We start from the raw sequence: 26,458 nt of genomic DNA on the forward strand, positions 1-26,458 counted from the left end.
GTTGTTTGTAATGTGCGGGGATTATCCGTGAGCCGGGCGGTGCAGGGAAGCGCAAGGGTGGATGTGGAACGTGCTAGCTGCCCGGGCTCGCGCGCAGCTTGGCCATCGCCGCCAGGCGCACGGCCACGTTCGCCGCGCCATACCCCGCGTAGTCCCCCTTGCGCTGGAGGATCTCGAAGAAGAAACGCCCCTCGAACGGCTCGGTGTACACATGAAACAACTCGCCGCCCTGCGCATCGCGGTCGTACAGCACGTTGTAGTACGCAAGCTCGCTGAGGAACTCATCGTCGAACTCGAAGCGTGCCGCCAGATCGTCGTAGTAGTTCAACGGGATCTCCAGCAACGGCACGCCAGCCTCCTTGGCCCGCGTGACCTCGGCAAAGATGTCGGCACAGTCGAAGGCGATATGGTGCACGCCTGAACCACGGTAGCTCGACAGGGCGTGGGCGATGGCGGTGTTGCGGTTCTCGGAGATGTTCAGCGGCAGGCGCAACGTTGCGCACGGGCTGCGCAGGGCGCGGCTCTTGACCAGGCCATAAGGGTCTGGCAGCACCACTTCGTCGTCGGCGGTGAAGTCGAACAGGCTCTTGTAGAACAGCACCCAACTGTCCAGCCCCTCGGCCGGCAAGGCCAAGGCCATGTGGTCGATGCGCTGCAGCCCGCCATCGGTAGAAGCCGACGGATCAAGGCAGAAGTCGCTGTCGTAGATGCTCTGCCCTGCCCCGGCCCGCTCCACCAGGTAGATCAGGCTGCCATCCGGCGCGCGCACCGCCGGGACTTCCCGCTCGTTGGGGCCGACCAGACCACGGAATGGCTGACCGCGATAGGCCACGGCTCGTTGCAGCGCGGCCTGGGCGTCATCCACACGCAAGGCTGCAGCGCACAGCGATGGACCATGGGCCTCGAAGAAGTTGTGGGCAAAGGAATAGGGTTCGGCGTTGAGCACGATATTGATCTCTCCCTGGCGCAGCAGCCTGACTGCCTTGCTGCGGTGCCGCCCAGCCTCGGCGAACCCCAGGCGCTTCAACCACCCACCCAGCCGCGCACCGACCGCGTCATCCACGGCGAACTCGACGAACTCCACCCCGTCATAGCGGCTCGCCGCAGGCGGTGTGAACAGCACGCCGGGTTCCACCGCGACCGACTGCTCGGCCAGGCGCAGACGGGCCTTTTCCTCCAGGTACAGCAACGAGCGCAGGCCATCGGCGGCGTTCTGACGCGAAGGCGCGGCGCGAAAACCATCGTTGAAGACTTCCAGCGACAGTGGGCCGCGATACCCACTGGCGATGATCGGCGCCAGGAAACCTGCGAGGTCCATCTCACCCTGGCCGGGGAAGCAGCGAAAATGCCGGCTCCACTCCAGCACATCCATGGCCAGGATCGGCGCATCGGCCATCTGCACGAAGAAAATCTTCTCGCCGGGAATATCGCGGATCCCACGGGGATCCCCTTTGAGCGAAAGCGTGTGGAAGCTGTCGAGAATCACCCCCAGCGCCGGATGATCAGCCTCACGCACCAGGTGCCACACCTGCTGCCAAGTGTTAACGTGACGCCCCCAGGCCAACGCTTCGTAACCGATGCGCAGGCCTCGGTCACCGGCATGCTTGGCCAACAGGCGCAGGTCATCGACCAGCAGTTGCTCATCGCCCAGCGCATCGGGCTGCACATTGCTGCACACCAGCACCAGGTCGGTGCCCAGCTCTTGCATCAGGTCGAACTTGCGCGCCGCGCGATCGAGGTTCTTGTGCAGACGATCACGGCGGCAGCCCTCGAAGTCGCGAAACGGCTGGAACAACGTGATGGCCAGCCCCAGGTCCGCACACCGCTGACGAATCTCACGCGGGGCGCCGGCGTAATGGAGCAGGTCGTTCTCGAAGATCTCGACGCCATCAAAGCCTGCGGCGGCGATGGCCTCGAGCTTTTCGGGCAGGGTACCGCTGAGTGAGACGGTGGCGATCGAACGCTGCATGTGGAGTTCCTTGTTGTTTGTACAGGGGCAGGTTCGTCTGACCTGTGAACCTGCTTGTTCTCGACGATGGCAGGATCGATTATTCGCAGGTAAAGTCGTGGCGGCAATGCACTTTGTACGAAATGGTTAGTTTGTGTTCGATAACCGAACAGAAGCCAGCAAGACGAATTGATTCAGCGCAGAACCCTGGACGACCATGGATTCAGTCGCCGCCATCCGGGCTCATGCCTGCCCGAGTGCGACCGCCATCCGACAACCAACAAGAACAACGGAGACACCATGGCCCACTCTTCACAGGCCAAGAAAGCCACCGCCAGCGGGTGGATCGGCTCGGCCCTCGAGTACTACGACTTCTTCATCTATGCCCAGGCGGCAGCGCTGATCTTCCCGCAGATCTTCTTCCCGTCCAGCGACCCGAAGATGGCCATCATCGCCTCCCTGGCCACCTATGGCGTCGGCTACCTGGCCCGTCCGGTCGGCGCCTTCGTGCTCGGCCATTGGGGCGACACGCGAGGACGCAAGAACGTGCTGCTGCTGTGCATGTTCCTGATGGGCATCTCGACCATGGCGGTAGGCCTGCTGCCCACCTACCACGACATCGGCCTCCTCGCCCCTGCCTTGCTGGTGGTCCTGCGCCTGGTCCAAGGCTTCGCCGTGGCCGGAGAGATCTCCGGCGCCAGTTCCATGATCATGGAGCACGCGCCCTTCGGGCGTCGCGGCTACTACGCCAGCTACACACTGCAAGGCGTGCAGGCCGGCCAGGTGATGGCCGCCGCGGTGTTCCTGCCACTGGCCTACTTCATGCCCAGCGAAGCGTTCAACGAATGGGGCTGGCGTATTCCGTTCCTGATGAGCGCGGTGGTGCTGATCGCAGGCTTCATCATCCGCAAGGAGGTGCATGAAACCCCGGCATTCGTTCAGGAAGAAAAACAGGACAAGGTGGCCAAGTCGCCGATCGGCGAAGCGTTCCGCCACAGCTGGAAACACATGGTGCTGGTGATGTTCATGGCACTGATGAACGTGATCCCGGTGGTCGCCACCATCTTCGGCGCGGCCTATGCGGTACAGCCGGCCTACGGCATCGGCTTCGACAAGAGCGTGTACCTGTGGATCCCGGTGGTGGGCAATGTCGTCGCGGTGCTGGTGATTCCGTTCGTGGGCAACCTGTCGGACCGCATCGGCCGACGTCCGACCATGATTGCCGGGTGTCTGGGATCGGGTCTGCTGGCGTTCGTCTACCTGTATGCGATCAGCATCCAGAACGTGCCACTTGCCTTCGTCGGCTCGATCCTGATGTGGGGCATGGTCTACCAGGGCTACAACGCCGTGTTCCCAAGCTTCTACCCGGAGCTGTTCCAGACCCGCTACCGGGTGTCGGCCATGGCCATCGCACAGAACATCGGCACCATGCTCACTGCGATGCTGCCGGCGCTGTTCGCGGCCGTCGCCCCACCTGGCTCAGAGCATATCTGGTTGGTGGTCGGTGCCCTGGCCTTCGCCATCACCTGCGTGTGCGCACTGGCAGCCTATGTGGCGCCTGAAACCTACCGGCTGGCCATGGAAGACCTGGGTAACCCGCAGGCCAAACCGCTGGAAAAGGACGCCTATGAAGCCAGCCGCAAAAGCAGCTTCGAGGTGGTGAGCCAGTAAGGCAGTCGGGGCCGCGCAGCGGCCCCGACAATCTCAAGCCTTGACCACCGCCTGCAGATTCCCCCACAGCCGCTCCACATCCGCCCGTTCGGTCGGCAGCGCGCCGACCGACACCCGAACCATCCAGCGGCCTTGCAGGGTTGCCGGGGTCACGTAGGCGTCGCCGGAAGCATTGAGCAGATCTGCCCAGCCACGGGTGTGATCATCCAGCGCCTCACCCTCCAGCCCCTCGGGTTCATGCCGAATGCACAGGGTCTGCAACTGCACCGGCGCCAGCAGTTTCCAGCCCGGCGCAGCCTCGACCTGCTCGGCCAGCCAGCGGGCATTTTCCAGGTCTCGGCGCAGGCGCTGCTGCAAGGCCTCGACCCCTTCGCTGCGCAGCATGAACCACAGTTTCAGCGCACGGAACCGCCGCCCCAGCGGTATGCCCCAGTCGCGCAGGTTCTTCACCTCGCCATCCACCGACGACTGCAGGTAGCTGGGGTTGGTACTCATCACCCGGATCAGGTGCTGCGGGTCGCGCACGTAATAGATCGAACAGTCGAAGGCCACGCCCAGCCACTTGTGCGCATTGACTACCACCGAGTCAGCCAGCTCGATACCGTCCCACATCCAGCGACATTCCGGGAGGATCATCGCCGAGCCTGCCATCGCCGAATCGACATGCAGCCACAACCCCGCCGCCTGGGCGATCTCACCGACCGGGCGCAACGGGTCCAGCGCCGTGGTAGCGGTGGTGCCGGTAGTAGCGACCACCGCACAGGGCTGGTTGCCTGCCGCCAGGTCCTGCTCGATGGCCGCCTGCAGCGCTTCGGGAATCATGGCGAAGCGCTCGTCGGTGGGGATCTGGCGAATGTTGTCGCGACCAAACCCGGCCAGCAGCGCAGCTTTGTCCACCGAGCTGTGGGCATGGGCACTGACGTAGACGATCAGCGGCTTGTCCTGGGCCTGCAGGCCGCCGCGAGCCAGGGCATAGTCGGTGCTGCGCTCACGTGCGCTGATCAGCGCGACCAGGGTGCTGGTGGAGGCCGTGTCCTGGATCACCCCGCTCCACTGCGCCGACAGCCCCAGCAGTTGGCGCAGCCAGTCGAGGGTGGTTTCCTCCAGCTCGCTCAGGGCCGGGCTGGACTGCCAGGACAGGCCGAGCACGCCAAGCCCTGTGCTGAGGAAGTCGCCGAGCACCGACGACAGCGTGCCGTTGGAGGGGAAGTAGCCGTAGAAGTCCGGATGCTGCCAGTGCGACAGGCCGGGCATCACCAGCCTGGAGACATCATCGAGGATGGCGGCGAACGGCTCGCCCTGCTGCGGCGCAGCCTCGGGCAGCGCGGCCTTGAGGTAGCCGGGCTCGACCTGGGCCATCACCGGGCGCTCGCCGACGGTCTGGCGGTAGTCGGCGATCAGGTCGATGAGCTGGTGGCCGTACTGGCGGAATTGTTCGGGGGTCACTGGGCGGGCTCCTGGGCGAAGGGATGAGGTGTCAGCACCGACACCCCGCAATCAGCCCAGTCTAGGCAACCCGTCCCCGCGCAATAACCCCGTTTCGCGCATAGCTGCTATCGCAACCGCGCATCTGCGCCCTGCACGCCGAACGACGACTGGCGCCACAGCTCGAATACCCGGTTACGCAACCAGCGGTGCTCGGCCGAGGCCTGCAAGCGCTGATGCCAGACCACCCAGTAGCGCTGACTGTGCTCGATGAAACCCAGCGGCCGCCAGGCCAGGCCATGCAAACGGCAAAGCTGGCGGGCGATATGCTCCGGCACCGTGGCCAACGCCTGGCCATTGCCGATCACCCGCACCATGGCACTGAAGAACGGCACCTGGAGCTGCATGCGCCGCTGCAGCCCCTGGGCACGCAGGTGACGGTCGATGAAGCTGTCCTTGTCGCCGCCGCCGGAAACCCGCACATGGCGATAGGCAAGGTAGTCGTCCTGGCTGATCGTGGCACAGGCAGTCAGCGGATGCTCGCCCGCCATCAGGCACACGGCCCGGTCTTCACCGAGCAGCCGGCCATGCAGGTTCGGCGGGGACTCATCGAACAGCGTGGTAGCCAGATCGACCTCACCACTGGCCAGCGACGCGTATTGGCCAGCCTGCCAGGTGCGGTACTCGAGGGACACTCCAGGCGCCTCATGCTCCAGTGCCGTCACCAGGTCCGGAAGGATGTGCTCGGCCACATAGTCGGAGGCGGCGATGCAGAAACGCCGCTCGCAACGTGCCGGGTCGAAGGCGGCAGGCTGGCGCAGGGCGCTGAGCTCATCGAGCACCTGGCGCAAGGGTTCGACCAAGGTTTCGGCATGTTCGCTGAGCACATAGCCGCGGCCCTGGCGGACCAGCAGCGGGTCGCCGAAGGCATCGCGCAGATGGGCAAGCTGACGGCTCAAGGCCGACTGGCTGCAACCCAGGCGCTCGGCGGCGTGGCTGAGATTCTTCAATTGCAAGAGGCAATCGAGGGTGCGCAGGTGGGCCAGGCTCAGTGAGGCGAAAGTGGGGGTCATGGGGTGACCTGCGCGGGTGAAGTGGAGGGCCCCATGAAGGGGCCCATCGGGCCGCGAGGCAGCCCGGCAGGAAGTCAGTCCGTCAGACCGACATAGACGTTCTGCACGTCTTCGTTCTCGTCGATCGCCTCGAGAAAGGCTTCGACCTCGGCCAGGGCTTCAGCACTCAGGCTGGCGGCGCTCACTGGGTTTTTCGGGGTGTAGCCGATTTTCGCCGAGGTGACGGTGAAACCATGCTCGGGCAGGGCCTTCTGCACCGCGTCCAGGTCGGTGGTGTCGGTGATGAACAGGGTCGAGCCCTCTTCCTCGCCGTCTTCGAAATCCTGGGCGCCGGCTTCGATGGCGGCCATTTCCGGGTCGGCATCACCTTCCGGGGTGGCCTCGATCAGGCCGACATGGTTGAAGTCCCAGGCCACCGAGCCGCTTGCGCCAAGCTGGCCCTTGCGGAACAACACCCGGATCTGGGCGACGGTACGGTTCACGTTGTCGGTCAGGCATTCGACGATCAGCGGCACCTGGTGAGGCGCAAAGCCCTCGTAGCTGACGGCATGGTACTGCACAGCCTCGCCATCCAGGCCAGCGCCTTTCTTGATCGCACGCTCGAGGGTTTCGCGGGTCATCGACGCTTTCTTGGCCTGGACGATGGCCAAGCGCAGGCGCGGGTTCATGTCCGGGTCGGCGCCAGACTTGGCAGCGATCTGAATCTCCTTGGCCAACTTGCCCATGATCTTGCCCTTGGCGTTGGCGGCGGTTTCTCTATGCTTGGCTTTCCACTGTGCGCCCATTTCGACTCTCTTTGTCTCAGCGGCCGGTTCAGGAAGCGACCGGCCAAAAGTGGGGAGAGTTTATACGCCCTGGCGGGTGGGATCGACAAGAAATCGCGTGGCAGCCATTCGCCGGCAACCCGCAGCGGCGAACCGCCGCTCCTGCAAGCGGTGGCTACCTGTGGGAGCGGCGGTGCGGCGACCCGACTTGCCCGCGAAAAAGCCCACACCGACTCAACCCTTGTCCGCCTTCCCCGCCGCCGCCGCGAACTTCGCCAGCCGCACATCCAGCCGCCGCGGGCGCTGCCCTCGGTCTTCGGCGCGTTCCTTGCGCCGCACGGCATCGCGCACCATCAGCGACCCCAGGTAGCGGATCGGCTCCGGCGGAAACTGCCCCAGCGGCCCCTTGACCAGGGGCGAGCGCGTCCAGGCGTTGTCCATTCCCAGGGCCAGCGACGAAAGGATCTGCCCACCCATGTGACAAGGCCCTACGCCGCTGCCGGAATAACCGAAGCCATAGAACACGTTGCCCTGCCCGTCCAGGCGGCCGAAGAACGGCAAGCCGGTCACCGAGCGATCCGATGGCCCGTTCCAGCTCGCAGCCAGCGGCACCTCGGCCAACGCCGGGAAGAACTCGCCCAAGGTTCGTTGCAGCAGCGCTCGGTAAGGCGACGGCTGATCGAAGACCGGCAGCATGCGCCCGCCATAGGCAAAGGTGTTGCCGCCCTTGCCGAGCATCAGGCGCCCGTCGGGGGTGTTGTGGTAGTAGTGCACGAAGATGCGCGAATCAAGCACGCTGATCCCGGTCTCCAGGCCCGTCTGGCGCAACAACTCGGGGCACGGCTCGGTGATCACCATGTCGCTGGAGACGATCGCCACGCTGCGCTCGAACTGCGCAAACTGCCGCGCCATCCAGGCATTGAGGCCCAGCACCACCCGGTCGGCACGCACGGTGCCGTGGGCGGTGCGCACCTGCACCGGGGTGCCGTGCTCAAGACTGGTCATCGCCGTGCCTTCGTGGATGCGCACGCCGCGCTGCAAGGCCACCCGACGCAGGCCACGCACCAGCTTGCCCGGCTGCACCGTGGCGGCCGCTGGCGAGAACCAGCCTTCCCGGTGGCGGTCAGAGCCGGCCCGGCGCTGCACTTCATCCAGCGCCAGACGCTGGAACGAGTTGATGCCCTGGCGCTGCAGCGCCGCGATCACCGCATCGGTACTGCCGACCTGCGCGGCATTGGTGGCGGTGTACAAGGTGCCGTCCATGCGGTAGTCGCAGTCGATATGCTGTTCGGCGCAGAACGCGCCGATGGCCGCGATACTGCGCTCCGACTCGCGGACCAGGCGCACCGCCTCGGCCACACCGAACAAGCGCTCCAAGGTGAAGTACTTGGCCGACCACGACAGCGCGCAGCCCCCATTGCGCCCGCTGGCACCGGCGCCGCAGATATCCGCCTCGATCAACAGCACATCCAGCGCCGGCACCGCCTCCTTGAGCAGCAGTGCGGTCCACAAGCCGGTGTAGCCGCCGCCGACGATACAGACATCACAGCGCACATCGCCTTGCAGCGGCGGGCACACGGCTTCGTTTTGCGGGTCCAGGGCCTGTTGCAGCCAGAACGGTCTCATCGTTTCACTTTCCTTCAGGTACGTACCGGCTTGATCGCCATGCCGGTATTGGGTGCCACGTCATGTACCGCGTCTGCACTGACCGGGCGGCTGTTCCAGTGCGGCAGCAGCACCAGGGCGGAGAACAGCGCAGTGCCGGCGAACACGATGAACACGGTGACGCTGTCGAAGTAGCCCGGCAGCAGCCCACCCAGCACCGCGCCTACCGAACCGCAGCCATTGACGAACCCGGCTGCGGTAGCGCCGGCCTTGGCGGTGCCGAAGTCGATGGCGGCCGCGCCGCTGATCATCGAGTCCGGGCCGTACAGGGTCAGGCCCATGACGAACAGCAGCGCCACCACCAGCAGCACGCTGCCGCTGTGCATGGCCGCCATGAAGCCGGCCAGAGTGACGGTCAGCAGCAGCAGACTGATCACGCAGGCAGGCATGCGCCGTGCACCGAACAGCTTGTCCGAGGCCAGGCCGATCAGGATCGGCCCAAGCAACCCGGCCAGCTCGAAGGCCGTGGGAATGATCGCTGCGCCAACCTTGCCCACCGAAGGCATCTGCTCGAAAACGATCACCGGCCCCCAGAGCAGGATCGCGTAACGCGCCGGCTTGAGCATGAAGTAGGCCAGCCCGAGCGTTAGGACCGTGCGGTTGCGCAGGATTTCGCGCAGCGGCGCCCAGACGCTGCACAGGTTCGCGCCTGGCGCCATGCTCTGTGGCTCCGGCTCTACCGCTGGCAGGCCGACGTCTTCGGGCTTGTTGCGCTGAAAGAGGAAGAACAGCAGCGCCACCACCGCCACCACCACGGCACTGGAGAAAAACGCTGCGTGCCAACTGCCGACCAGGGTGTACGCCCACCACCCGGCAAAGGGCGAGGCCACCAGGCCGCCAAAGGCGTAGCACGAACTCCACAGGCCCAGTACCCGGCCACGCTGGGAGGCGGGGAAGAAACTGCCGATGTTCTTGCACAGCCCTGCCCAGCCGGTCGACTGCGCCAGGCCCTGGATCAGCATGCAGGTGGCAAAGATCGGGAAGGTCGCGTAACTGCCCATCACCACCGCTGCTGCGGCCGAGATCAGCAGCCCGCCGAGTACCACCACGCGCGGGCCGAAGCGGTCGGCGAGCATGCCCCAGGTGAACTGGCCTACGGCGTAGGCCGCCAGGTAGATCGCATCGAGGTTGGCCATGGCGGCTTTGTCGAGCATGAAACCTGGATCTTCAGCAATGCCAAGCTTGGCGACCGAGAAGGCTTTGCGGGTGAAGTAGAAGGCGGCGTAGGCCAGCCAGGTGATGGCGAAGATCTGCATGCGCCACCGCTTGATGGCACCGAAAGACTGGCTCATTTGACTCTGACCTCTTGCTGAGTGTGCCGGCAGAATGTGAAGAAACGCCTGTCTTGTTGTTGTGTTGCGCACTGCATGACGGAGGGACGTCATCTGGCTGGACCATGGCCCGGTGCAAGGGCTTGTGAAGCTGCCCCGGGTTGAGCGACATGGAAACAGCTGGTGACTGATAAATAAAATCGATTTATCGTATTTCACACATAAGCCCAGCTTTTTAAAAGAACCTGTTCCGAGGTGCTCCATGTCCGTCTCGCAAGCGCAGCTAAAGGCCTTTCACGCGGTGGCCGAACACGGCAGCTTCACCCGGGCCGCCGAGAAACTCTTCCTCACCCAGCCAGCGGTGTCCGACCAGGTGCGCAAGCTGGAGGAACGCTTCGGCGTGCTGCTGTTCCAGCGCAACAAGCGTTCGGTGCAGCTCACCGACCTGGGCGAGCGCCTGCTGGGCATCAGCCAACGCCTGTTCGCCTGTGAGGCCGAAGCACTGGAGCTGCTGCAGGATTCGCGTGCCCTGCACACCGGCAGCCTGGTGCTGGCAGTGGATGCCCCCGTGCACGTACTGCCGCAGGTTGCGCGCTTCTGTCAGCGCTATCCGGGGATTCAGGTCAAGATCGAGACGGGCAACACCGATGAGTCGCTGGCGCGCCTGTTCAGCTACCAGGCTGACCTGGCTCTGCTCGGGCGCGACGTCGATGACGAGCGGCTGTTCTGCGTGCCGATGCGGCGTGACCCGATGGTGGCCTTCGTCTCCCAGGACCACCCCTGGGCCAGCCGCGCCTCGATCAGCCTGGCCGACCTGGACGACACGCCGCTGGTCTTGCGTGAGCCCGGCTCGGTGACACGCCAGACCCTGGAAGAAGAAATGCAGCGCGCGGGCCTGCGCATCCGCCCGGCCATCCAGGTCGAGGGACGCGAAGCGGCGCGTGAAGCGGTGGTGGTGGGGATCGGCGTGGGCGTGGTGTCGGCGGCGGAGTTCGGCGCCGACTCACGGGTGTGCGCACTCCCCATCGTCGATTGCCAACGCCACTTGACCGAGACGCTGGTGTGCCTGAGCGAACAACGCACGCGGCGCGTGGTGGCGACGTTTCTGCAGATGGTGCAAGAAGCGTTGTGAGTTCAGCGGTGCCACCCCGCGACCATGCCGGCCCCCCGTGATCTGCCCTATGCTGATGACTCGCCCCACAGCGGACCCCGCCCATGCTCTACCGCCTCAGCGCCGACACTCTGGTTCTGCTGCACCTGGCCTTCATCCTGCTGGTGCTGTTCGGCGGCCTGCTGGTGCTGCGCTGGCGCCGCGCCCTGCTCCTGCATCTGCCGGCCCTGGCCTGGGGCCTGGCGGTGGAATGCCTGCACCTGCAGTGCCCTCTGACTGACTGGGAAAACCGCATGCGCCTGGCAGCCGGCCAGGCCGGCTACCAGGGAGGGTTCGTCGAGCACTATGTCTGGCCGCTGATCTACCCGGCCGGGCTGACGCCACAGGTCCAGGTGCTGCTCGGGTTGATCGTGTTGCTGGTCAACCTCGGCATCTACGGCTATGTGCTCTGGCGCGGGAGGCGTGCTAGCGGGTAGCGATCACGAACAACCGGGGGAACGGCAGCAGCACCTTGCCATCGGTGGCTTTCGGGTAATCCTGCTCCATGGCCTGCAGGTAGAGTTGCAGGAAGCTTTCGCGCTCGGCCTCGTCCAGCCGCGCCAGATACGGCCGCAGGCCCGAGCCCTTGAACCACTCCACCACAGCGCTCGCGCCGCCCTCGAGGACATGGTGATAGGTGGTGCGCCACACATCCACGCGTGTGCACAGTGGGCTGAGCAGGTCGTAGTAGAACGCGCCGCTGTGTCGCGGTGGCAAGGAAAAATCGCTGAACTTGTCTTTCCACGGGCCTTGGCTGGCAATCTCGCGCATGCGCTTGTGGGCAGGCTCATCGAGGTTGTCGGGGGTCTGCACCGCCAGGCTGCCCCCCTCGGAAAGCTGGCGGATCAGGTGCGGGTACAGCTCGCGATGATTCGGCACCCATTGCAACGAGGCGTTGGCGAGGATCAGGTCCTGGGGTTCGGCAGCCTTCCAGGTGGCGATATCGGCTACCTCGCAACGCACCCGTGGCACCTTCAGGCGTGGTCGCTCGCGCGCCTTGTCGATCATGTCCTGGTCGCTGTCCAAGGCCAGCACCTGGGCGTCGCCATGCTGTTGCAGCAGGACCTCGGTGGAGTTGCCAGGGCCGCAGCCAAGGTCCGTGGCGTGGCGTACCGGTCGCGCTGGCACAGCCGCGAGCAGATCGCGCACGGCACGGGTGCGTTCGTTTTCGAAGAGCGAATACTGGGTGGCGGACCAGGCCATGGGCGACTCCTTCGGCAGTTGGAAGCGCTAGCATATGCTTTTTGCCGAACGTTCGGGGTATCGGTCTGACCGATCCGCTTCGCCTGAACGAAAACAGGAACTGACAGCCTATGCTGGAGGTCATCCGCATAACTTCCATACGTCGCTCGCCATGAATGCCTTCCCCTACCCGCGTCTCGCCCTGCCCCTGGCCATCCTTGCGTTGATCGGCGCCTCCATCCTGCTCGCCTCGCCCTGGATGGGTCAGGGCTTCGAGCTGTCCGACCTGTCCACCGACAGCCAGAACCGCCTGACCCGGCAACTGGAGGACGGCAGCCTGCTGACCCTGGACAGCGGGTCGGCCGTGGACCTGGCGTTCGATAGGACTCAGCGACGGATCGACCTGCTCAAGGGCCAGTTGCTGCTGGAAGTGGCCCGGGGCGATACCCGCCCGCTGTTCATCGTCACCCCACAGGGCAGCCTGCGTCCGCTGGACGCGAAACTGATCGTCGAGCGGCTGCAGGACAGCAGCGAAGTCACCGTGCTGGAGGGGCGGGTCGAACTGTCTGTCAACGGTCGCCAACTGTCGCTCAACCGCGGCCAGCAGTTGCGCTTCGATGGCATCACGCCCGCAACCGTGACCCAGGTCGATACCGGCGATACCCAGGCAGCCTGGTACCTGGAGCGCCTGCCAGGCGACGGTCAACCGCTGAACGAAACGCTCGAGCGTCTGGCCCGACACCACCGCGGCCTGCTGTTGTTCGATGCCCCGTCGCTGGCCGACCTGAAGGTCGCCGACGACCTGGCCCTGGACGACACCGACCAGGCCCTCGATGACCTGCAGGCCAGCTTGCCGATCAAGATTGCCCACTACACCGACTGGCTGACCGTGGTGCGCCGCAAATGAAAACGCGGCCGGTCCCCTGGGGAGCCGGCCGCGTTTTCCGTACAGCCCGGCAGCGGTCAGTGACGCTTGGCGCTGCGGATCTGGTGTACCACACCCATGGCCACCACGATGGCCGCGGCGATACCGGTGGAGATCACCAGGATCTGGTAGTCAGGCATGAAGGCCATGGTCACCAGTGCGGCAACGATGAAGGCGATCACCAGGTAGGTCAGCCAGGGGAACAGCCACATCTTCAGACGCACCTCGCGGCCCTCGGCGATCAGCTTGCGGCGCATGCGCAGTTGCGAGAAGGCAATCACCAGGTACACCAGCAGGGCGATCATGCCAGTGGTGTTCATCAGGGTTTCCAGCACGTCCTTCGGGCGCAGGGTCTCGCTGAAGTTGATCAGCGCGCAGACCACCGCCACGGCGCACGAGCCGAGGATTGCGTACACCGGGACACCGGTGCCGGCGCGGGTGATCTTGAAGAACGACGGCGCATCGCCCCGCTGGGACAGCGAGAACAGCATGCGCGAAGCGGTGTAGTGGCCGGAGATCAGGCAACTGCTCACCGAGGTCAACACCACGAAGTTCATCAGCAGCTCGGCATACGGCACACCCAGCAGTTCCAGGGTGCGGCGGTAGGCGCCATAACCGGAAACGCCCAGGTGCGGATCGTTCCACGGCACCAGGCAGACGATCAGGAAGATCGAGCCGACGTAGAACAGGCACACACGCCACACCACCGAGTTGGTGGCCTTGACGATCTGGGTGGCCGGGTCCTTCGCTTCCGAAGCCGCGATGGTCACGATTTCGGCACCGAGGAAGGCGAACATCACCCCGAGCAAGGCGCCGATCACCGTGGTGATGCCGTTGGGCATGAAGCCTTCGGCGGTCAGGTGGGTGATGCCGCGCACCTCACCGAACTGCCAGACGTTCATCACGGCGGCGGTACACACCACCAGGAAGCAGACGATCGCCACCACCTTGATCAAGGCGAACCAGAACTCGAACTCGCCGTAGTGCTTGACGTTGAAGAAGTTCACGGTGATCAGCAGCAAGGTGGTCGCCAGCACGAACACGTTGACGCTGACGTCGGGGAAGAAGCCATGCAGGATCTTGCCCGCCACGTAGGCTTCCCAGGCCATGAGGATGACCCAGTACCACCAGTACAGCCAACCGATGGTGAAACCGGCCCAGCGCCCGATGGCGCGATCGGCATAGGTGGAGAACGAGCCGGTGTCCGGCGAGGAGGTCGCCATCTCGCCGAGCATGCGCATGATCAGCACCACCAGGATGCCGCCGGCGAGGTACGCCAGGACAGCCGCTGGGCCGGCGCTGTGGATCACGCTGCCAGAGCCGACGAACAAGGCGCCGCCAATGACCCCGGCGATCGACATCATCGTCAGGTGGCGCGACTTGAGCGAGGCACTGAGCTTGCTCTCGTGGCCGCCTTCCGCGGAGGTGGTGGATGTGGATGTTGCGTCCATCAGTTGTGTACCCCGTGCTTCTTTTTATCCAAGGAAAAACTGTGAAACCCCGATGGTTATCGGCCTCACCTGTACATCAGCGCTATTGCGGGCAGGAGGTGTGAGGAACACACGCAGACCTTCCATGGCGGCCTGCTGACGCGCCCGAGGGTTGCCGCTCGGGCGAACTGAACGTGTTGCATCTGGCGATATCTGACACCTAATGTAAAAATGTCCGCCACATAGAGCCATGCACAGTGGCATGAAACTCGCACTGCACTGTACAGGCCGCCAATGCAATACACCCGCGACACCCTGCAGGCGCTTGGCGTTACGCACACCTGAAGGCACCCCATGCTGCGACTACATCCGGACTCCCCTACCCCGCTGGTCAACCAGATCATTGACGGGTTGCGCGAGCTCATCGACAACCAGACCCTCAAGCCCGGCGCCAAGGTGCCGTCTATCCGCGCGTTCGCCTCGACCTACTCGGTGAGTACCTTCACCGTGGTCGAAGCCTACGACCGCCTGGTGGCCCAGGGGCTGCTGGTCAGTCGCGGCAATGCGGGTTTCTTCGTCAGCCGCTCGGCGGGCGAGTTGCTCGACACGCACACTCCGCAAGCTGACACAACCCGACCATCGTTCAACTCCGAGTGGTACCTGCAACAGATCTTCGAGACCCGCCAACTGCCATTCAAACCCGGCTGCGGCTGGCTGCCCAACGACTGGATGTACGAAGACGGCTTGCGTCGCGGCATGCGCCAGGTGGCCGGCAGCCCGCTGGAGCTGTCTGGCTATGGTGACCCGATGGGCCTGCCCGAACTGCGCGCGCTGACCGCGCAGAACCTGCAGCAGGAGCTGTCGATCGTCGCCAGCCCTGCGCAACTGATGCTCACCCATGGCGCCAGCCAGGCGCTGGACCTGGCGGTGCGTACCCTGGTGCGACCGGGTGACGTGGTGCTGGTGGACGACCCAGGCTATCCCAACCTGATGAGCATCCTGCGCTTTCAGGGCGCGACCCTGGTCGGCGTGCCGCGCACACCCGTGGGCTACGACCTCGACCAGTTGGAGCGCTTGCTCGCCCACCATCGCCCGACAGTGTTCTTCACCCAGCCACACCTGCACAGCCCGACCTGTTCGCGCACGCCGCTGGCGCAGTTGCACCGCCTGCTGCAACTGGCGTCGCAGCATGGCTTGCGCCTGGTGGAGAACAACCTCTACGCCGACATGATCGCCGAGCCGCAGCCGTGCCTTGCCAGCCTCGACCATCTGCAGCAGGTGGTATACGTGGGCAGCTACTCCAAGAGCATCTCGCCCAACGTGCGGGTGGGCTACCTGGTGGCTGAAGCCGAGGTGATGCAGCAGCTGTTGCAGTTGAAGATGCGTTCAGGGCTGACCACCTCGCAGGTGATGGAGCGCGTGGTGTACGCCGCAGTGATCGACGGTCGCTGGCGCAAGCACCTCAAGCGCCTGCGCCAGCGCCTGGCCGAAGCGCATCAGGAAGTGGGTCGGCACCTGCATCGGCTGGGCTTCGAGCTGTTCATCGAATCGGATGAAGGCATGTACATCTGGACCCGCCACCCGGCCATCCCCGACAGTGCGGCATTGCTGGACGACGCGCTGGAACAGGGGATCATGCTTGGGCCTGGGCAGTTGTTCATGGTCGATGCGCAGGCCACGGGGTGGATGCGGTTCAATGTGGCTTTCAGCACGGATCCCGGGATGTGGGAGTTGCTGGAGAAGGTGTTGGTGCGGCATGTCAGGCGAGGGTGAGGAAGGCTAATGAAAATCCCGACTCCTCACATCCAGCCCCCGCAATAACCCACTGACATCCTCCAACCGCCGCGCGATCAAGTGTCTGACACCATTTTCCTGCTCCAGCCGACCACTGACCTTGAGCAGTTGCGAGCCCACCAGGGCTCGCCGCTGTCGCTCGGCCAGATCCCGCCACACCACCACATTGAGCATGCCGAACTCGTCCTCCAGGGTGACGAAGGTCACGCCGCTGGCCGTCTGGGGGCGCTGGCGACCTACGACGATGCCGGCCACGGCGACACTGTCGCCATGGCTCAAGCCATCCAGCTCACGGGAGCTGCGGCAACCCAGCGCGCGCAGGCGTGAACGCAGCAGCGTCAAGGGATGCGGGCCAAGTGTGGTGCCAAGGGTCGCGTAGTCGGCGAACAGGTCTTCGGCCACACTCGGCGCCGGCAAGCTCACTTCGCTCTCAGGCGCAGACTCGACCCCAGCGAACAACGGCAGTTGCGCCTGCACGGCAGCGACCTGCCAGCGCGCCTGATGGCGATCGCGAGCCAGGGCACGCAAGGCACCGGCATCGGCCAGGCGCGCGCGGGCGCGGCTGTCGAGGGACGCACGCAGGCACAGATCCTCGACATCCCGCCATGGCTGCTGCGCCCGCGCCTGCTCCAGGCGCCGGGCGTCGTCTTCGCCGAAACCGCGGACCTGCCGCAGCCCCAGGCGAATCGCCAGAGCGCCATCGCCCTGCGGTTCCAGAGTACAGTCCCAGACGCTGTGAACGACATCCACCGGTCGCACTTCGATGCCCTGCCGACGCGCCTCCTGCAAAAGCTGGTCAGGGCTGTAGAAGCCCATGGGCCAGCTGTTGATCAACGCGCAGGTGAAGATCGCCGGCTCGTGGCACTTGAGCCAACTGCTGGCATAGCACAGCAAGGCGAAGCTGGCGGCGTGGGACTCGGGAAAACCATAGCTGCCGAAGCCCTTGATCTGCTCGAAGATGCGCTCGGCAAAGGCCAGCTCGTAACCGTTGCGCAACATGCCCTCGAGCAAACGCACGCGATGCGGCTCCAGCCCGCCATGACGCTTCCACGCCGCCATGCTGCGGCGCAACTGGTCGGCTTCGCCCGGGGTGTAGTCGGCTGCAACCATGGCCAGCTCCATCACCTGCTCCTGGAACAAGGGCACGCCGAGGGTGCGCTCGAAAACCGCCTTGAGCTTTTCCGAAGGATAGGTGACCGGCTCTTGCTTCAGACGCCGCCGCAGATACGGATGCACCATGTCCCCCTGGATCGGCCCGGGTCGCACGATCGCCACTTCGATGACCAGGTCGTAGAAGGTGCGCGGCTGAAGACGCGGCAGCATGGCCATCTGTGCCCGCGACTCGATCTGGAACACACCCATGGTCTCGGCGCGGCTGATCATCGCGTAGGTGGCCGGGTCTTCCTGGGGGATGCTGGCCAGGGTCAGCTCGCGGCCACGGTGCAGCCGGAGCAGATCGAAGCAACGGCGCAGGGCGCTGAGCATGCCCAGGGCGAGCACATCGACCTTGAGCAGGCCGACCATGTCCAGGTCGTCCTTGTCCCATTGGATCACCGTGCGCTCGGGCATGGCGGCGTTCTCCACCGGCACCAGCTGGTCCAATGGCTGTTCGGAAATCACGAAGCCGCCAGGGTGCTGCGACAGGTGCCGAGGGAAACCGATCAGCTCCCCGGCCAGCACCAGGATGCGTCGCAACGACGGGCTCTGCGCCTCGAAGCCGGCCTCGGCCAGGCGCTGCGCATCGGGAATTCGATCGCTCCAGCGCCCGCAGCATTTGGCCAGGGCATCCACCTGGTCGCTCGGCAGGCCCAGCACCCGAGCCACGTCACGCACGGCGCCGGCGGCGTGATAAGTGCTGACCACCGCCGTAAGTGCCGCGCGGTGCCGGCCATAGCGCCTGAACACGTACTGAATCACCTCTTCGCGGCGGTCGTGTTCGAAATCCACGTCGATGTCAGGCGGCTCGTTGCGTTCGCGTGAGAGGAAACGCTCGAACAGCAGGCGGTGGGTCATCGGGTCGAGCTCGGTGATCCCCAGCACGAAACACACCACCGAATTGGCGGCAGATCCCCGCCCCTGGCAGAGAATGTTTTGCCGACGGGCGAAATCGACGATGTCATGGACGGTGAGGAAGTAACTCTCGTACCCCAACTCTTCGATCAGCGCCAGCTCGCCTTCGAGGGTCTGGTACACCTCGGCGCTCGCGCCTTGCGGCCAGCGTATCGCCAGGCGCTGCTCGCACAACCGACGCAACCAGCTCGCCGGGCTGTGGCCTTCGGGGACCAGCTCACGGGGGTACTGGTACTTCAGCTCGCTCAGCTCGAAGCGGCAGCGCTCGGCGATGACCAGGGTTTCGGCCAGCAGGTCGCCGGGGTGCAGTTCGGCCAGTTGTTCGCGGCTGCGCAGGTGACGTTCGCCATTGGGGTAGAGGTAGCCACCGGCTTCGGCCACCGTGCAGTGCTGGCGGATCGCGGTCATGCAATCCTGCAAGGCGCGACGGCCACGCACATGCATGTGCACGTCACCACAGGCCACGGCGCGAATCGCCAGTTGCCCGGCCAGGACACGCAAACGCTGCAAGCGCGATGCGTCGTCGCTGCCACGGTGCAGGTGCACCGCCAGCCACAGGCGGTCGGGGAACAGTGTCTGCAACCAGCGACCGGGTTCGGGGTCGCCAGGGTCGTCAGCGATCCACAGCGCCAGCAAGCCTGCGCAATGTGCCTGCAGGTCTTCGGCCAGTAATCGATACTCGCCCTTCTCTGCCCGGCGCCGCGCGCGGGTGATGAGCGCGCAGAGGCTCTGGTAGCCGGTCAGGTTCTCCACCAGCAGCACCAGGCGCGGCCCGTCCTGCACCTGCACTTCGCTGCCGACGATCAACCTTACGCCATGCTCACGGGCTGCCTGCCAGGCACGGACAATACCGGCCAGGGTGCATTCGTCGGTGATTGCCAGGGCCTGATAGCCCTGCTCATGGGCTCGACGAAACAGCTCGTCGGCGCTGGAGGCGCCGCGCTGGAAACTGAAATTCGACAGGCAATGCAGCTCGGCATACTCAGGCAGGCTCATGCGAACCAGCCCTGCAGCCATAGGGGGCCGGGTTGGGCGAGGTCGCGGTAGGCCCAACCGCGCAGCCCTTCGCGGGTTTCGATGCGGTAGTAGTCACGGCGCACATCGCCGCCATCCCACCAGCCCGACTCGATGCGCTCGGCCTGGCCAAGCCATTGCAGGCCGCCCTCGGGCAAGGCCAGGGCCTGGGCCAGCAACCAGCCAGGACGGCTACCGGGCGCGACCGCCAGGCTGCCCGCCGCGCCCTGCTCGCTGGCCTGCCAGGCGTGCTCGGGACGGTGATCGGCTTCGGCGCGCAGGCCCTTGACCGCCTCGTCCCCCAACCGCGCCCGCAGGCGCTCGCGCAACTGTTCCCAGGGCTGGGCCTGCTGCGCGCGCGGGTCGAACAACGCACGATGCTGAGGCACGAAGGGGGGCAGGTCGTCGGCCAGCAGGCGCAGGTTGCGCACCGGTGCCGGAATGCGCAGCGGTTCCAGCCGGCCACGGGCCAGTTCGAAGAGCATCGCCGCTTCGCGCTCGGCCGCCAGCAAGCCGACCTTGAGCACGGTATCCGGCCCTTCGGCGTGCTCCAGATGCAGGTCGAAGCGCTGCACGCCGCAGTCACGCCCGGCAAGAAAGGCGGCCAGATCGTTGATCAACCGGCGCAGGGGAAACAACAACGCCTGGTGCGATTCCACATCGAAATTCAGCTCCAGCCGGGACTCGAAGCGGTCTGGCGGCTGATAGAAATCCAGCCCCAGCGCACGCTGGCCGAAGAGTTGGTCCAGGTGCAACTGCACAGGCGCAGCAAAACGCTTGGCCAGGGCAGCGCGCGGCAAGGCCATGACCTCCCCCAGCCGACGCAAGCCCATGCGCGAGAAGGCTTGGGCGGCATCGGCAGGCAAGCCCACCCGGTCCAGAGGCATGTTCGCCAATGCCGCGCGCGTCTGCTCGGCGCAGGTCAGCGCCAAGCCATCGTGCCCGTTGGCCAGCATGCGTGCCGCCACCGGGTTGCTCGCCAGCACAATACGATGGCGCAGGCCGAGCCCCTGCAGCTCTGTACGCAGGCGCGCCTCGAAACTCGACCACGGACCGAACAGTTGCAGGCTCGACCCCACCTCCAGCAACAACGCACGTGGATAGTGCAGGCTGACCTGGGCGCTGAACCGATAGGCCCAGGCCGCCAACAGTTGCTGTACCTCATCGATACGCGCCGGATCGGCCTCGACACAGGTGAAGCCGTCAGCCAGGGCCCGGGCGGCAGCCAACGTCTGCCCGGCGCGCAGGCCCAGGTCGGCGGCCGCCGCATTGACCGCCTGCAACACGCGCCGTTGAGTTGGGCCCCCCAGCAGTACCAGTGGTGAATCGGCGTCGTCCCGTCCGCGCTGGACAGTGTCCAGCGCCAGTTGCGGCAGCAGGATGCAGGCCCAGAGCATGGCGCATCAGCCTCGTCCGGGAGCAGCGATGGGCGTGGCCGGCACCAGGCCGCCACGGCACTTGAGCACGCGCCACTGTGCCGGACGCGTATCGATGGCGATACGCAAAGCCGCAGGCGACGGGTTGTGTGCCGCCTGCTGGGATCGACAGGCGAAGGCCAGCGCATCGCCGGTTTCAGCGGCCACCTGCAGGCGGCGCAACGCTCGGTCGTCGGTGCGTTCCGGCCAGCACAGCACCGCGGCACAACTGCCAGAGCGCAGGCACTGCTCGGCAGCCCACAGGGCATCGTCCGGCTCAGCCGCGACCTGCGCCAGCCAGCGCAGATCGACGCCTGCCGCCTGCCAGGCCGGTGCGTAGGGAATGAATGGCGGCGCCACCAGCACCACCCGCCCACCCTCGCCACTCAGCCGGGCGAGTGTCGGCCAGAGCAACTGCAGCTCACCGCAACCGGGGCTGGCCAGCAGCAACTCGCTGAGCGCCGCCGACGGCCAGCCCCCCTCAGGCAGACGCTCGTCCAGCACGGCATGACCGGTGGGCTGCAGGCCGAGCGGGCGCGCCTGAACCTGCCGCCCACGCCAGATTCGGCGCTGGTCGAGCAGCCCCTCGAGATCGACCACCGCGCCCATCAGTCACGCCTCAGCAGGCCGCAGAACACGCCTTCGATGCAGAAGTCGTGCTCGGGGCCCACGTCGATGGGGGCATAGGCCGGGTTGCGCGGCAACAGCCGATAGCCGCCAACCACCCGTTGCAGGCGCTTGATGGTGACCTCGCCATCGAGCCGCGCGACGACGATCTGCCCGTCACGGGCATCGGCCTGCTGGAGAATGCCAACCAGATCGCCGTCGAGGATGCCGTCGCCGATCATCGAATCGCCCCGCACCTTGAGCAGGTAGTCGGGCGTGCGGCGGAACAGGCTGGGGTCGATCAGCAGTTGTTCGTGGATGCCCAGGTCCGGGCCGATCGGTGCACCGGCGGCGACCCGGCCAAGCACCGGAATCTCGAGGATCTCCGGGCGGCGCAGCGGTTCGGCCAGGCGAATGCCTCGCGCCTGGTTAGGCGTGACCTCGATGTAGCCGCCCTCATGCAGGGCGGTGATGTGCTTGCGCGCCACGCTGCGCGAGGCAAAACCGAAGCGCTCGGCGATATCGGCCAGGCTCGGCGGCTGGCCGTGGTCGGCGATGCGCTCGCGGATGAATTCGAGAATGGCGCGGCGTTTGGGGGATAATTTGTCCATGGAGCACATTTGTACTCTTTTCCAGGAACACTGAACAGCCCCCTTCGTCGCCGCACCTCGGGTCTTTGCCCAGGCCGACGCCCTCGAACAGCGCCCCTGTGGCGCGCAACCGACATCGAACGCACCACTTCAGATTCCATTCAGATTCGATACCGATAATCCACCCCGTCAAGCCCAATTGGGGGGAGTTTCATGACCGAATCTCAATGGAGCAGCCTGCTCCCACTCGCTATCGGCAATCACCCGGATCATCGCGCGCACCTGTCGCTTCATCGAGCGGATGACCCCACGCGCAAGGACTTGGAGCACTTTATCCACCAATGTTTTGCCACCGTGCACCAGGCCGATGTGCAGCATTACCTGCCAGAGCTGCTGGCATTGCAGGACAGTCACGGCCAACTGATCGCAGCTGCAGGCATGCGCCCCGCCTGCGAGGGTCCGCTTTTCCTCGAAAAGTATCTGGACATGCCCTTGGAGGCCGCCGTTTCCCAGCTCACAGGCACTTCGCCAAGCCGCGCCTGCATGGTCGAGGTAGGCAACCTGGCTTCGCTCAGCGCCGGCAGCGCCCGCATCATTATCATTGCCATCACCTGGCTGCTTGCCATCCGTGGCCTTGAGTGGGTCGCATTCACCGGCGCCGCGACCTTGATCAACAGCTTTCGGCGGCTAGGGCTGACACCCACCGTGCTGGCGTCGGCCGACCCAAACCGCTTACCAGGCCAGGTAGACCAATGGGGGACCTACTATGACCAACGCCCCCAGGTGTTCGTCGGGCGCATCGGCGACGGCTTCGACGCGTTGACCCGATCCGGCGTATTCCAACGACTGGGCTTTCCCGCGATTGCCAGGGAGGCCGGTCATGCTGCGTGAACTGGAGCGTTTCCGCGAGCAACTGATGTCGTTCGCACGTGATCATGCAGGTGCCGTGGCGGTCAAGGGTGCGACTGACCGTTACACCTATCGGCAATTGCTCGCAGAGGTGGAGCTGCGCGCTCAGGTGCTGCATCGACAACCTGCGGGTACATTGGTACTGGCCCTGGATAACGGCCCTGAGCTGTTGTTCTGGGATCTGGCGGCCTTGTTCGCAGAGCGCCCCTGCGTGATCGTGCCGTCGTTCTTCAGTGCGGCGCAGTTCGATCACTGCATTGTCCAAAGCGGTGCATCATCCGTGTTGTGCACGACGCAGTGGACGCCGCATCTGCTAGACAAGGGATTTGTCCAGAATGGTGAGTTCTGGGTACGCGAAAACGCGCCCCGCGCGCAATTGCCTGATGGCACAGCCAAGATCACCTACACCTCTGGCAGCACCGGCAACCCCAAAGGTGTCTGCCTCAGCGCCGAAGCCATACTGCGTGTAGCGCGCGAGCTGGAAGCTGCCAGCCGACCAGCCGAAACACTGCACTATCTGGCAGTGCTGCCAGTGGGTGTGCTGCTGGAGAATATTGGCGTCTACGCCGCACTGATGGCGGGCGCCTGTGTACAGCTATATCCGCAGCAGCAGTTGGGCATGAACGGGGCGAGCCAGGTCGACTTCAAGCGGCTGCTGGGCGTCATTGCGCTCAGCGGTGCGCAGAGCCTGATACTCGTACCGCAATTGCTGATGGGGCTGGTCATGGCCATCGAGCGCGGACTGATGCGCGTTGGCCCACTGCGTTTAGTCGCGGTGGGCGGTGCACGGGTATCGCCAAGCCTGCTGGCACGGGCCGAAGCGGTCGGGCTACCGGTGTTCGAAGGGTATGGTCTGTCGGAATGCGCGTCCGTGGTTGCGCTGAACCGTCCGGGGGCCATTCGCCCTGGCAGCGTCGGCAAGCCATTGCCCCACGTGCAGGTGCGCATTGCCGAGGACGGCGAGGTGCTGGTGGCCGGCTCGACCTTGCTTGGCTACCTGGAGGACGCCCCGGTTACCCAGTCATGGTGGGCGACCGGCGATCTCGGCCACCTCGACGACGAGGGCTACCTGTACCTGAACGGGCGCAAGAAACACCAGTTCATCACCAGCTTCGGGCGCAACGTCAACCCAGAGTGGGTTGAAGCCGAGCTGACCCAGAGCGGCGTCATCGCCCAGGCATTCGTACATGGCGAAGCCTTGCCGCACAACCTGGCACTGCTGTGGCCACTGGACCCCACCGCCAGCGATGAAGCCATCGAGCAGGCCGTGCAGCACTGCAACGCGCAACTGCCCGATTACGCCCGAGTGTCTGCATGGCGCCGTTTGCCGAGCCCACTGAGTATCCATGACGAGACCCTGACTGCCAATGGCCGTCCTCGGCGCGAGGCGATCCTGAAGCGTTACCACACGTTGTTATCCGACATTTCTTTGTGAGGTCTACCATGTCCTTTTTCGACACCCTGCAAACACAGACAGCCCAACAACGCCAGGCATTGTTCGCTGTGCCTGTGATCCGTGAAGCCTTGGCCGGCCAGGTCAGCCTGGACAGCTATGTCGCCTTCCTGACCCAGGCCTACCACCATGTTCGTCACACCGTTCCACTGATGATGGCCTGTGGCGCACGCTTGCCGTCGCGGCTGGAGTGGCTGCGCGGCGCGGTGTGCGAATATATCGAGGAGGAGTACGGCCACGAGCAGTGGATTCTCAACGACATCAAGGCGTGCGGCGGTGACTGGGAAGCGGTACGTGATGGTCGACCGGCACTGTCGATAGAGCTGATGGTCGCCTACCTCTACGACCTGATTGCTCGCGGCAACCCGGTCGGCCTGTTCGGCATGGTCAACGTGCTCGAAGGCACCAGCATCGCCCTGGCCACCCAGGCGGCGGGCACCATCCAAAGCACCCTGGGCCTGCCCAACCAAGCGTTCAGCTACCTCAGCTCCCATGGTGCGCTCGACCAGGGCCACATGCAGACCTACAAACAGTTGATGGACCGTCTCGACGATGCTGCGGATCAACAGGCCGTCATCCACGCAGCGAAAGTCGTCTATCGCCTGTACACCGAGATGTTCCAAGGCTTGCCACGCGCTGGGCAGCATGAGGTGAATCATGCGTTTGCCTGAATCTGTCGTGATCCTTACCGGCGCCAGTGGCGGCATTGGCCTGGAGCTGGCCGAGCAGTTGTGCGCTGCCGGTGCCCAGGTGCTGGCCGTCAGCCGACACATGGGCAAGCTGGCCAGCCTGATGAACCGATACCCGGACCGTCTGTACTGGCAAGCCGCCGACCTGCGCACACGAGAGGGGCGAGAACAGGTGGTCGCCCGCGCCCGCGAGAGGGGCCACGTCAACGTGCTGATCAACGCCGCTGGCGTGAACAGCTTCGCCCTGCTCGATCAGCTGGACGAGCAGGCGCTCGACGAACTGCTGGACATCAATCTGAAGGCGCCGCTGCAACTGACACGTGCCTGCCTGCCACTGCTGCGTGCTCAGCCCAAGGCGCTGGTGGTCAACGTCGGCTCAACCTATGGATCGATCGGCTATCCGGGCTACGCCACCTACTGCGCCAGCAAGTTCGCCTTGCGCGGGTTCTCGGAGGCGTTACGCCGTGAGCTGGCCGACACCACGGTCAACGTCCTGTACGCCGCCCCACGGGCAACTCATACCGCCATGAACAGCAGCGCCGCGACCGCGCTCAACCAAGCGCTGAAGGTCGGCATGGACGACCCGGCAGATGTCGCGCGCGCTGTGCTCGAGGCCGTGGAGTCCGAGCGCAGCGAGGTATACCTGGGCTGGCCGGAAAAACTCTTCGTGCGAATCAACAGCATGCTGCCAGGCATCGTCGATCGGGCGCTACGCAAGCAACTGCCCGTCATTCGCCGCTATATCGGTAACCACTCCAAGGAGTCAATCAAATGAAGCGCCTGTTCGTCGCCAGCTTGCTGGCATTCACACCTTTGACCTGGGCATTGGACCAAGCCGGCTCCGAACACCTGAGCAGCCTGCAGCAGCGCTGGGCGCAGATCCAGTATCAACTGCCCAAGGAAAAACGCGCCGACGCGCTTGAAAAGCTGGCTGGCGATGCCGCCACGTTCGTGCATCAGTACCCCGGCACCCCTGAACCCTTGATCTGGCAAGGCATCATCAACAGCAGCTGGGCCGGGGCTACAGGTGGCCTTGGCGCATTGAGCAAGGTCAAGGCGGCGAAGGCCAGCCTGGAACAAGCCATGAAACTGGACCCCAACGCCTTGCAGGGTTCGGCCTACACCAGTCTCGGCACGCTATACGACCAAGTGCCTGGCTGGCCGATCGGGTTCGGCGATTCCGACAAGGCAGACGCCTTGCTGCGCCAAGCCCTGCAGATCAACCCCAACGGGATCGACAGCAACTACTTCTGGGCCGATCACCTCTACCGGCAGAAGCGTTATCCTGAAGCCACTCAAGCCCTGCACAAAGCCTTGCAAGCCCCACCGCGACCAGGACGTGAGTTGGCTGACCAAGGTCGGCGCGGCGATATCGATGCTTTAATGAAAATGATCAAGGACAAACAGGACTGAG

At 65.0% G+C, this 26,458-nt stretch carries 22 protein-coding genes; 10 read left to right on the top strand and 12 right to left on the bottom strand.

Annotation, left to right across the window (positions count from 1 at the left end; all coding sequences use genetic code 11):
* Positions 1–73 precede the first annotated feature (73 nt).
* Positions 74–1,969 (bottom strand): 3-dehydroshikimate dehydratase QuiC, encoded by a 1,896-nt coding sequence (gene quiC, locus AC2CGW_RS20835; RefSeq protein WP_484574522.1) that lies wholly within the window; start codon positions 1,967–1,969, stop codon positions 74–76.
* A 279-nt stretch (positions 1,970–2,248) separates the two neighbouring features.
* On the opposite strand from quiC, the gene AC2CGW_RS20840 reads away from it, so the two are divergent.
* A complete protein-coding gene (locus AC2CGW_RS20840; RefSeq protein WP_484574523.1) occupies positions 2,249–3,619 on the top strand; it encodes an MFS transporter in 1,371 nt (456 codons plus the stop codon).
* A gap of 33 nt (positions 3,620–3,652) precedes the next feature.
* Here the strand turns inward: AC2CGW_RS20840 and AC2CGW_RS20845 are convergent, their stop codons facing one another.
* The 5 genes from AC2CGW_RS20845 to AC2CGW_RS20865 all read right to left on the bottom strand — a co-directional run bounded on the left by AC2CGW_RS20845 (position 3,653) and on the right by AC2CGW_RS20865 (position 9,838).
* On the bottom strand, positions 3,653–5,065 hold the full coding sequence (locus AC2CGW_RS20845; protein ID WP_484574524.1) for a DOPA decarboxylase: 1,413 nt from the start codon (positions 5,063–5,065) through the stop codon (positions 3,653–3,655).
* A 107-nt stretch (positions 5,066–5,172) separates the two neighbouring features.
* The gene (locus AC2CGW_RS20850) at positions 5,173–6,117 is read right to left on the bottom strand and encodes a LysR family transcriptional regulator (RefSeq protein WP_186663914.1); all 945 of its coding nucleotides are present in this window, start codon (positions 6,115–6,117) and stop codon (positions 5,173–5,175) included.
* 74 nt (positions 6,118–6,191) lie between these two features.
* Positions 6,192–6,902, bottom strand: a complete 711-nt coding sequence (locus AC2CGW_RS20855; RefSeq protein WP_023631852.1) for a YebC/PmpR family DNA-binding transcriptional regulator — start codon at positions 6,900–6,902, stop codon at positions 6,192–6,194.
* A 213-nt stretch (positions 6,903–7,115) separates the two neighbouring features.
* Positions 7,116–8,507 carry an FAD-dependent oxidoreductase gene (locus AC2CGW_RS20860; protein ID WP_484574525.1) on the bottom strand — a complete coding sequence of 464 codons (1,392 nt, stop codon included), beginning with the start codon at positions 8,505–8,507 and terminating at the stop codon, positions 7,116–7,118.
* A 14-nt stretch (positions 8,508–8,521) separates the two neighbouring features.
* Positions 8,522–9,838 carry an MFS transporter gene (locus AC2CGW_RS20865; protein WP_484574526.1) on the bottom strand — a complete coding sequence of 439 codons (1,317 nt, stop codon included), beginning with the start codon at positions 9,836–9,838 and terminating at the stop codon, positions 8,522–8,524.
* 241 nt (positions 9,839–10,079) lie between these two features.
* On the opposite strand from AC2CGW_RS20865, the gene AC2CGW_RS20870 reads away from it, so the two are divergent.
* Entirely contained in the window at positions 10,080–10,949 is an 870-nt protein-coding gene (locus AC2CGW_RS20870) for a LysR substrate-binding domain-containing protein (RefSeq protein ID WP_186707875.1), read from the top strand.
* Positions 10,950–11,032: 83 nt separating this feature from the next.
* A complete protein-coding gene (locus AC2CGW_RS20875) occupies positions 11,033–11,404 on the top strand; it encodes a DUF2784 domain-containing protein (RefSeq protein WP_186707877.1) in 372 nt (123 codons plus the stop codon).
* Here AC2CGW_RS20875 and tam read toward each other — a convergent pair.
* The gene (tam, locus tag AC2CGW_RS20880) at positions 11,394–12,170 is read right to left on the bottom strand and encodes a trans-aconitate 2-methyltransferase (protein WP_186663905.1); all 777 of its coding nucleotides are present in this window, start codon (positions 12,168–12,170) and stop codon (positions 11,394–11,396) included. The genes AC2CGW_RS20875 and tam overlap by 11 nt on opposite strands.
* A 151-nt stretch (positions 12,171–12,321) precedes the next feature.
* Here tam and AC2CGW_RS20885 point away from each other — a divergent pair, with 151 nt between their 5' ends.
* The gene (locus tag AC2CGW_RS20885) at positions 12,322–13,056 is read left to right on the top strand and encodes a FecR family protein (RefSeq protein WP_186707879.1); all 735 of its coding nucleotides are present in this window, start codon (positions 12,322–12,324) and stop codon (positions 13,054–13,056) included.
* Between the two features lie 56 nt (positions 13,057–13,112).
* Here the strand turns inward: AC2CGW_RS20885 and AC2CGW_RS20890 are convergent, their stop codons facing one another.
* Positions 13,113–14,525, bottom strand: a complete 1,413-nt coding sequence (locus tag AC2CGW_RS20890; RefSeq protein WP_186663902.1) for an amino acid permease — start codon at positions 14,523–14,525, stop codon at positions 13,113–13,115.
* A 333-nt stretch (positions 14,526–14,858) separates the two neighbouring features.
* On the opposite strand from AC2CGW_RS20890, the gene AC2CGW_RS20895 reads away from it, so the two are divergent.
* On the top strand, positions 14,859–16,277 hold the full coding sequence (locus AC2CGW_RS20895) for an aminotransferase-like domain-containing protein (protein WP_054891567.1): 1,419 nt from the start codon (positions 14,859–14,861) through the stop codon (positions 16,275–16,277).
* Between the two features lie 6 nt (positions 16,278–16,283).
* Here the strand turns inward: AC2CGW_RS20895 and AC2CGW_RS20900 are convergent, their stop codons facing one another.
* From AC2CGW_RS20900 to lexA, 4 genes are read right to left on the bottom strand one after another with little or no spacing between them, the layout of a single operon-like run.
* The gene (locus AC2CGW_RS20900) at positions 16,284–19,385 is read right to left on the bottom strand and encodes an error-prone DNA polymerase (protein ID WP_484574527.1); all 3,102 of its coding nucleotides are present in this window, start codon (positions 19,383–19,385) and stop codon (positions 16,284–16,286) included.
* On the bottom strand, positions 19,361–20,779 hold the full coding sequence (locus tag AC2CGW_RS20905) for a Y-family DNA polymerase (RefSeq protein ID WP_186663896.1): 1,419 nt from the start codon (positions 20,777–20,779) through the stop codon (positions 19,361–19,363). The genes AC2CGW_RS20900 and AC2CGW_RS20905 overlap by 25 nt, the downstream gene beginning before the upstream one ends.
* Positions 20,780–20,785: 6 nt before the next feature.
* Positions 20,786–21,406 (bottom strand): translesion DNA synthesis-associated protein ImuA, encoded by a 621-nt coding sequence (gene imuA, locus AC2CGW_RS20910; RefSeq protein ID WP_186711259.1) that lies wholly within the window; start codon positions 21,404–21,406, stop codon positions 20,786–20,788.
* A complete protein-coding gene (lexA, locus tag AC2CGW_RS20915) occupies positions 21,406–22,014 on the bottom strand; it encodes a transcriptional repressor LexA (RefSeq protein WP_483407408.1) in 609 nt (202 codons plus the stop codon). Before lexA ends, imuA begins: the two co-directional genes overlap by 1 nt.
* A 192-nt stretch (positions 22,015–22,206) precedes the next feature.
* On the opposite strand from lexA, the gene AC2CGW_RS20920 reads away from it, so the two are divergent.
* From AC2CGW_RS20920 to AC2CGW_RS20940, 5 genes are read left to right on the top strand one after another with little or no spacing between them, the layout of a single operon-like run.
* Complete coding sequence (locus tag AC2CGW_RS20920) at positions 22,207–22,884, top strand: thermostable hemolysin (protein ID WP_186663890.1); 678 nt, start codon at positions 22,207–22,209, stop codon at positions 22,882–22,884.
* Positions 22,874–24,337, top strand: coding sequence for an AMP-binding protein (locus tag AC2CGW_RS20925; RefSeq protein ID WP_484574528.1), 1,464 nt, complete (start codon positions 22,874–22,876; stop codon positions 24,335–24,337). The genes AC2CGW_RS20920 and AC2CGW_RS20925 overlap by 11 nt, the downstream gene beginning before the upstream one ends.
* Before the next feature lie 8 nt (positions 24,338–24,345).
* Positions 24,346–25,026 carry an iron-containing redox enzyme family protein gene (locus AC2CGW_RS20930; protein ID WP_186663886.1) on the top strand — a complete coding sequence of 227 codons (681 nt, stop codon included), beginning with the start codon at positions 24,346–24,348 and terminating at the stop codon, positions 25,024–25,026.
* Entirely contained in the window at positions 25,013–25,819 is an 807-nt protein-coding gene (locus AC2CGW_RS20935) for an SDR family oxidoreductase (protein WP_186663884.1), read from the top strand. The genes AC2CGW_RS20930 and AC2CGW_RS20935 overlap by 14 nt, the downstream gene beginning before the upstream one ends.
* On the top strand, positions 25,816–26,457 hold the full coding sequence (locus AC2CGW_RS20940) for a tetratricopeptide repeat protein (RefSeq protein WP_186663882.1): 642 nt from the start codon (positions 25,816–25,818) through the stop codon (positions 26,455–26,457). Before AC2CGW_RS20935 ends, AC2CGW_RS20940 begins: the two co-directional genes overlap by 4 nt.
* Position 26,458: the final 1 nt, after the last annotated feature.

This window comes from Pseudomonas sp. SYWMCR5, from assembly GCF_057197165.1.

Bases quoted from the DNA above. Each gene is read 5' to 3' on its own strand.
- quiC (WP_484574522.1), bottom strand. From the start codon at position 1,969: ATGCAGCGTTCGATCGCCACCGTCTCACTCAGCGGTACCCTGCCCGAA.
- AC2CGW_RS20840 (WP_484574523.1), top strand. From the start codon at position 2,249: ATGGCCCACTCTTCACAGGCCAAGAAAGCCACCGCCAGCGGGTGGATC.
- AC2CGW_RS20850 (WP_186663914.1), bottom strand. From the start codon at position 6,117: ATGACCCCCACTTTCGCCTCACTGAGCCTGGCCCACCTGCGCACCCTC.
- AC2CGW_RS20855 (WP_023631852.1), bottom strand. From the start codon at position 6,902: ATGGGCGCACAGTGGAAAGCCAAGCATAGAGAAACCGCCGCCAACGCC.
- AC2CGW_RS20860 (WP_484574525.1), bottom strand. From the start codon at position 8,507: ATGAGACCGTTCTGGCTGCAACAGGCCCTGGACCCGCAAAACGAAGCC.
- AC2CGW_RS20865 (WP_484574526.1), bottom strand. From the start codon at position 9,838: ATGAGCCAGTCTTTCGGTGCCATCAAGCGGTGGCGCATGCAGATCTTC.
- AC2CGW_RS20870 (WP_186707875.1), top strand. From the start codon at position 10,080: ATGTCCGTCTCGCAAGCGCAGCTAAAGGCCTTTCACGCGGTGGCCGAA.
- AC2CGW_RS20875 (WP_186707877.1), top strand. From the start codon at position 11,033: ATGCTCTACCGCCTCAGCGCCGACACTCTGGTTCTGCTGCACCTGGCC.
- tam (WP_186663905.1), bottom strand. From the start codon at position 12,170: ATGGCCTGGTCCGCCACCCAGTATTCGCTCTTCGAAAACGAACGCACC.
- AC2CGW_RS20885 (WP_186707879.1), top strand. From the start codon at position 12,322: ATGAATGCCTTCCCCTACCCGCGTCTCGCCCTGCCCCTGGCCATCCTT.
- AC2CGW_RS20890 (WP_186663902.1), bottom strand. From the start codon at position 14,525: ATGGACGCAACATCCACATCCACCACCTCCGCGGAAGGCGGCCACGAG.
- AC2CGW_RS20895 (WP_054891567.1), top strand. From the start codon at position 14,859: ATGCTGCGACTACATCCGGACTCCCCTACCCCGCTGGTCAACCAGATC.
- AC2CGW_RS20900 (WP_484574527.1), bottom strand. From the start codon at position 19,385: ATGGCTGCAGGGCTGGTTCGCATGAGCCTGCCTGAGTATGCCGAGCTG.
- AC2CGW_RS20905 (WP_186663896.1), bottom strand. From the start codon at position 20,779: ATGCTCTGGGCCTGCATCCTGCTGCCGCAACTGGCGCTGGACACTGTC.
- imuA (WP_186711259.1), bottom strand. From the start codon at position 21,406: ATGGGCGCGGTGGTCGATCTCGAGGGGCTGCTCGACCAGCGCCGAATC.
- lexA (WP_483407408.1), bottom strand. From the start codon at position 22,014: ATGGACAAATTATCCCCCAAACGCCGCGCCATTCTCGAATTCATCCGC.
- AC2CGW_RS20920 (WP_186663890.1), top strand. From the start codon at position 22,207: ATGACCGAATCTCAATGGAGCAGCCTGCTCCCACTCGCTATCGGCAAT.
- AC2CGW_RS20925 (WP_484574528.1), top strand. From the start codon at position 22,874: ATGCTGCGTGAACTGGAGCGTTTCCGCGAGCAACTGATGTCGTTCGCA.
- AC2CGW_RS20930 (WP_186663886.1), top strand. From the start codon at position 24,346: ATGTCCTTTTTCGACACCCTGCAAACACAGACAGCCCAACAACGCCAG.
- AC2CGW_RS20935 (WP_186663884.1), top strand. From the start codon at position 25,013: ATGCGTTTGCCTGAATCTGTCGTGATCCTTACCGGCGCCAGTGGCGGC.
- AC2CGW_RS20940 (WP_186663882.1), top strand. From the start codon at position 25,816: ATGAAGCGCCTGTTCGTCGCCAGCTTGCTGGCATTCACACCTTTGACC.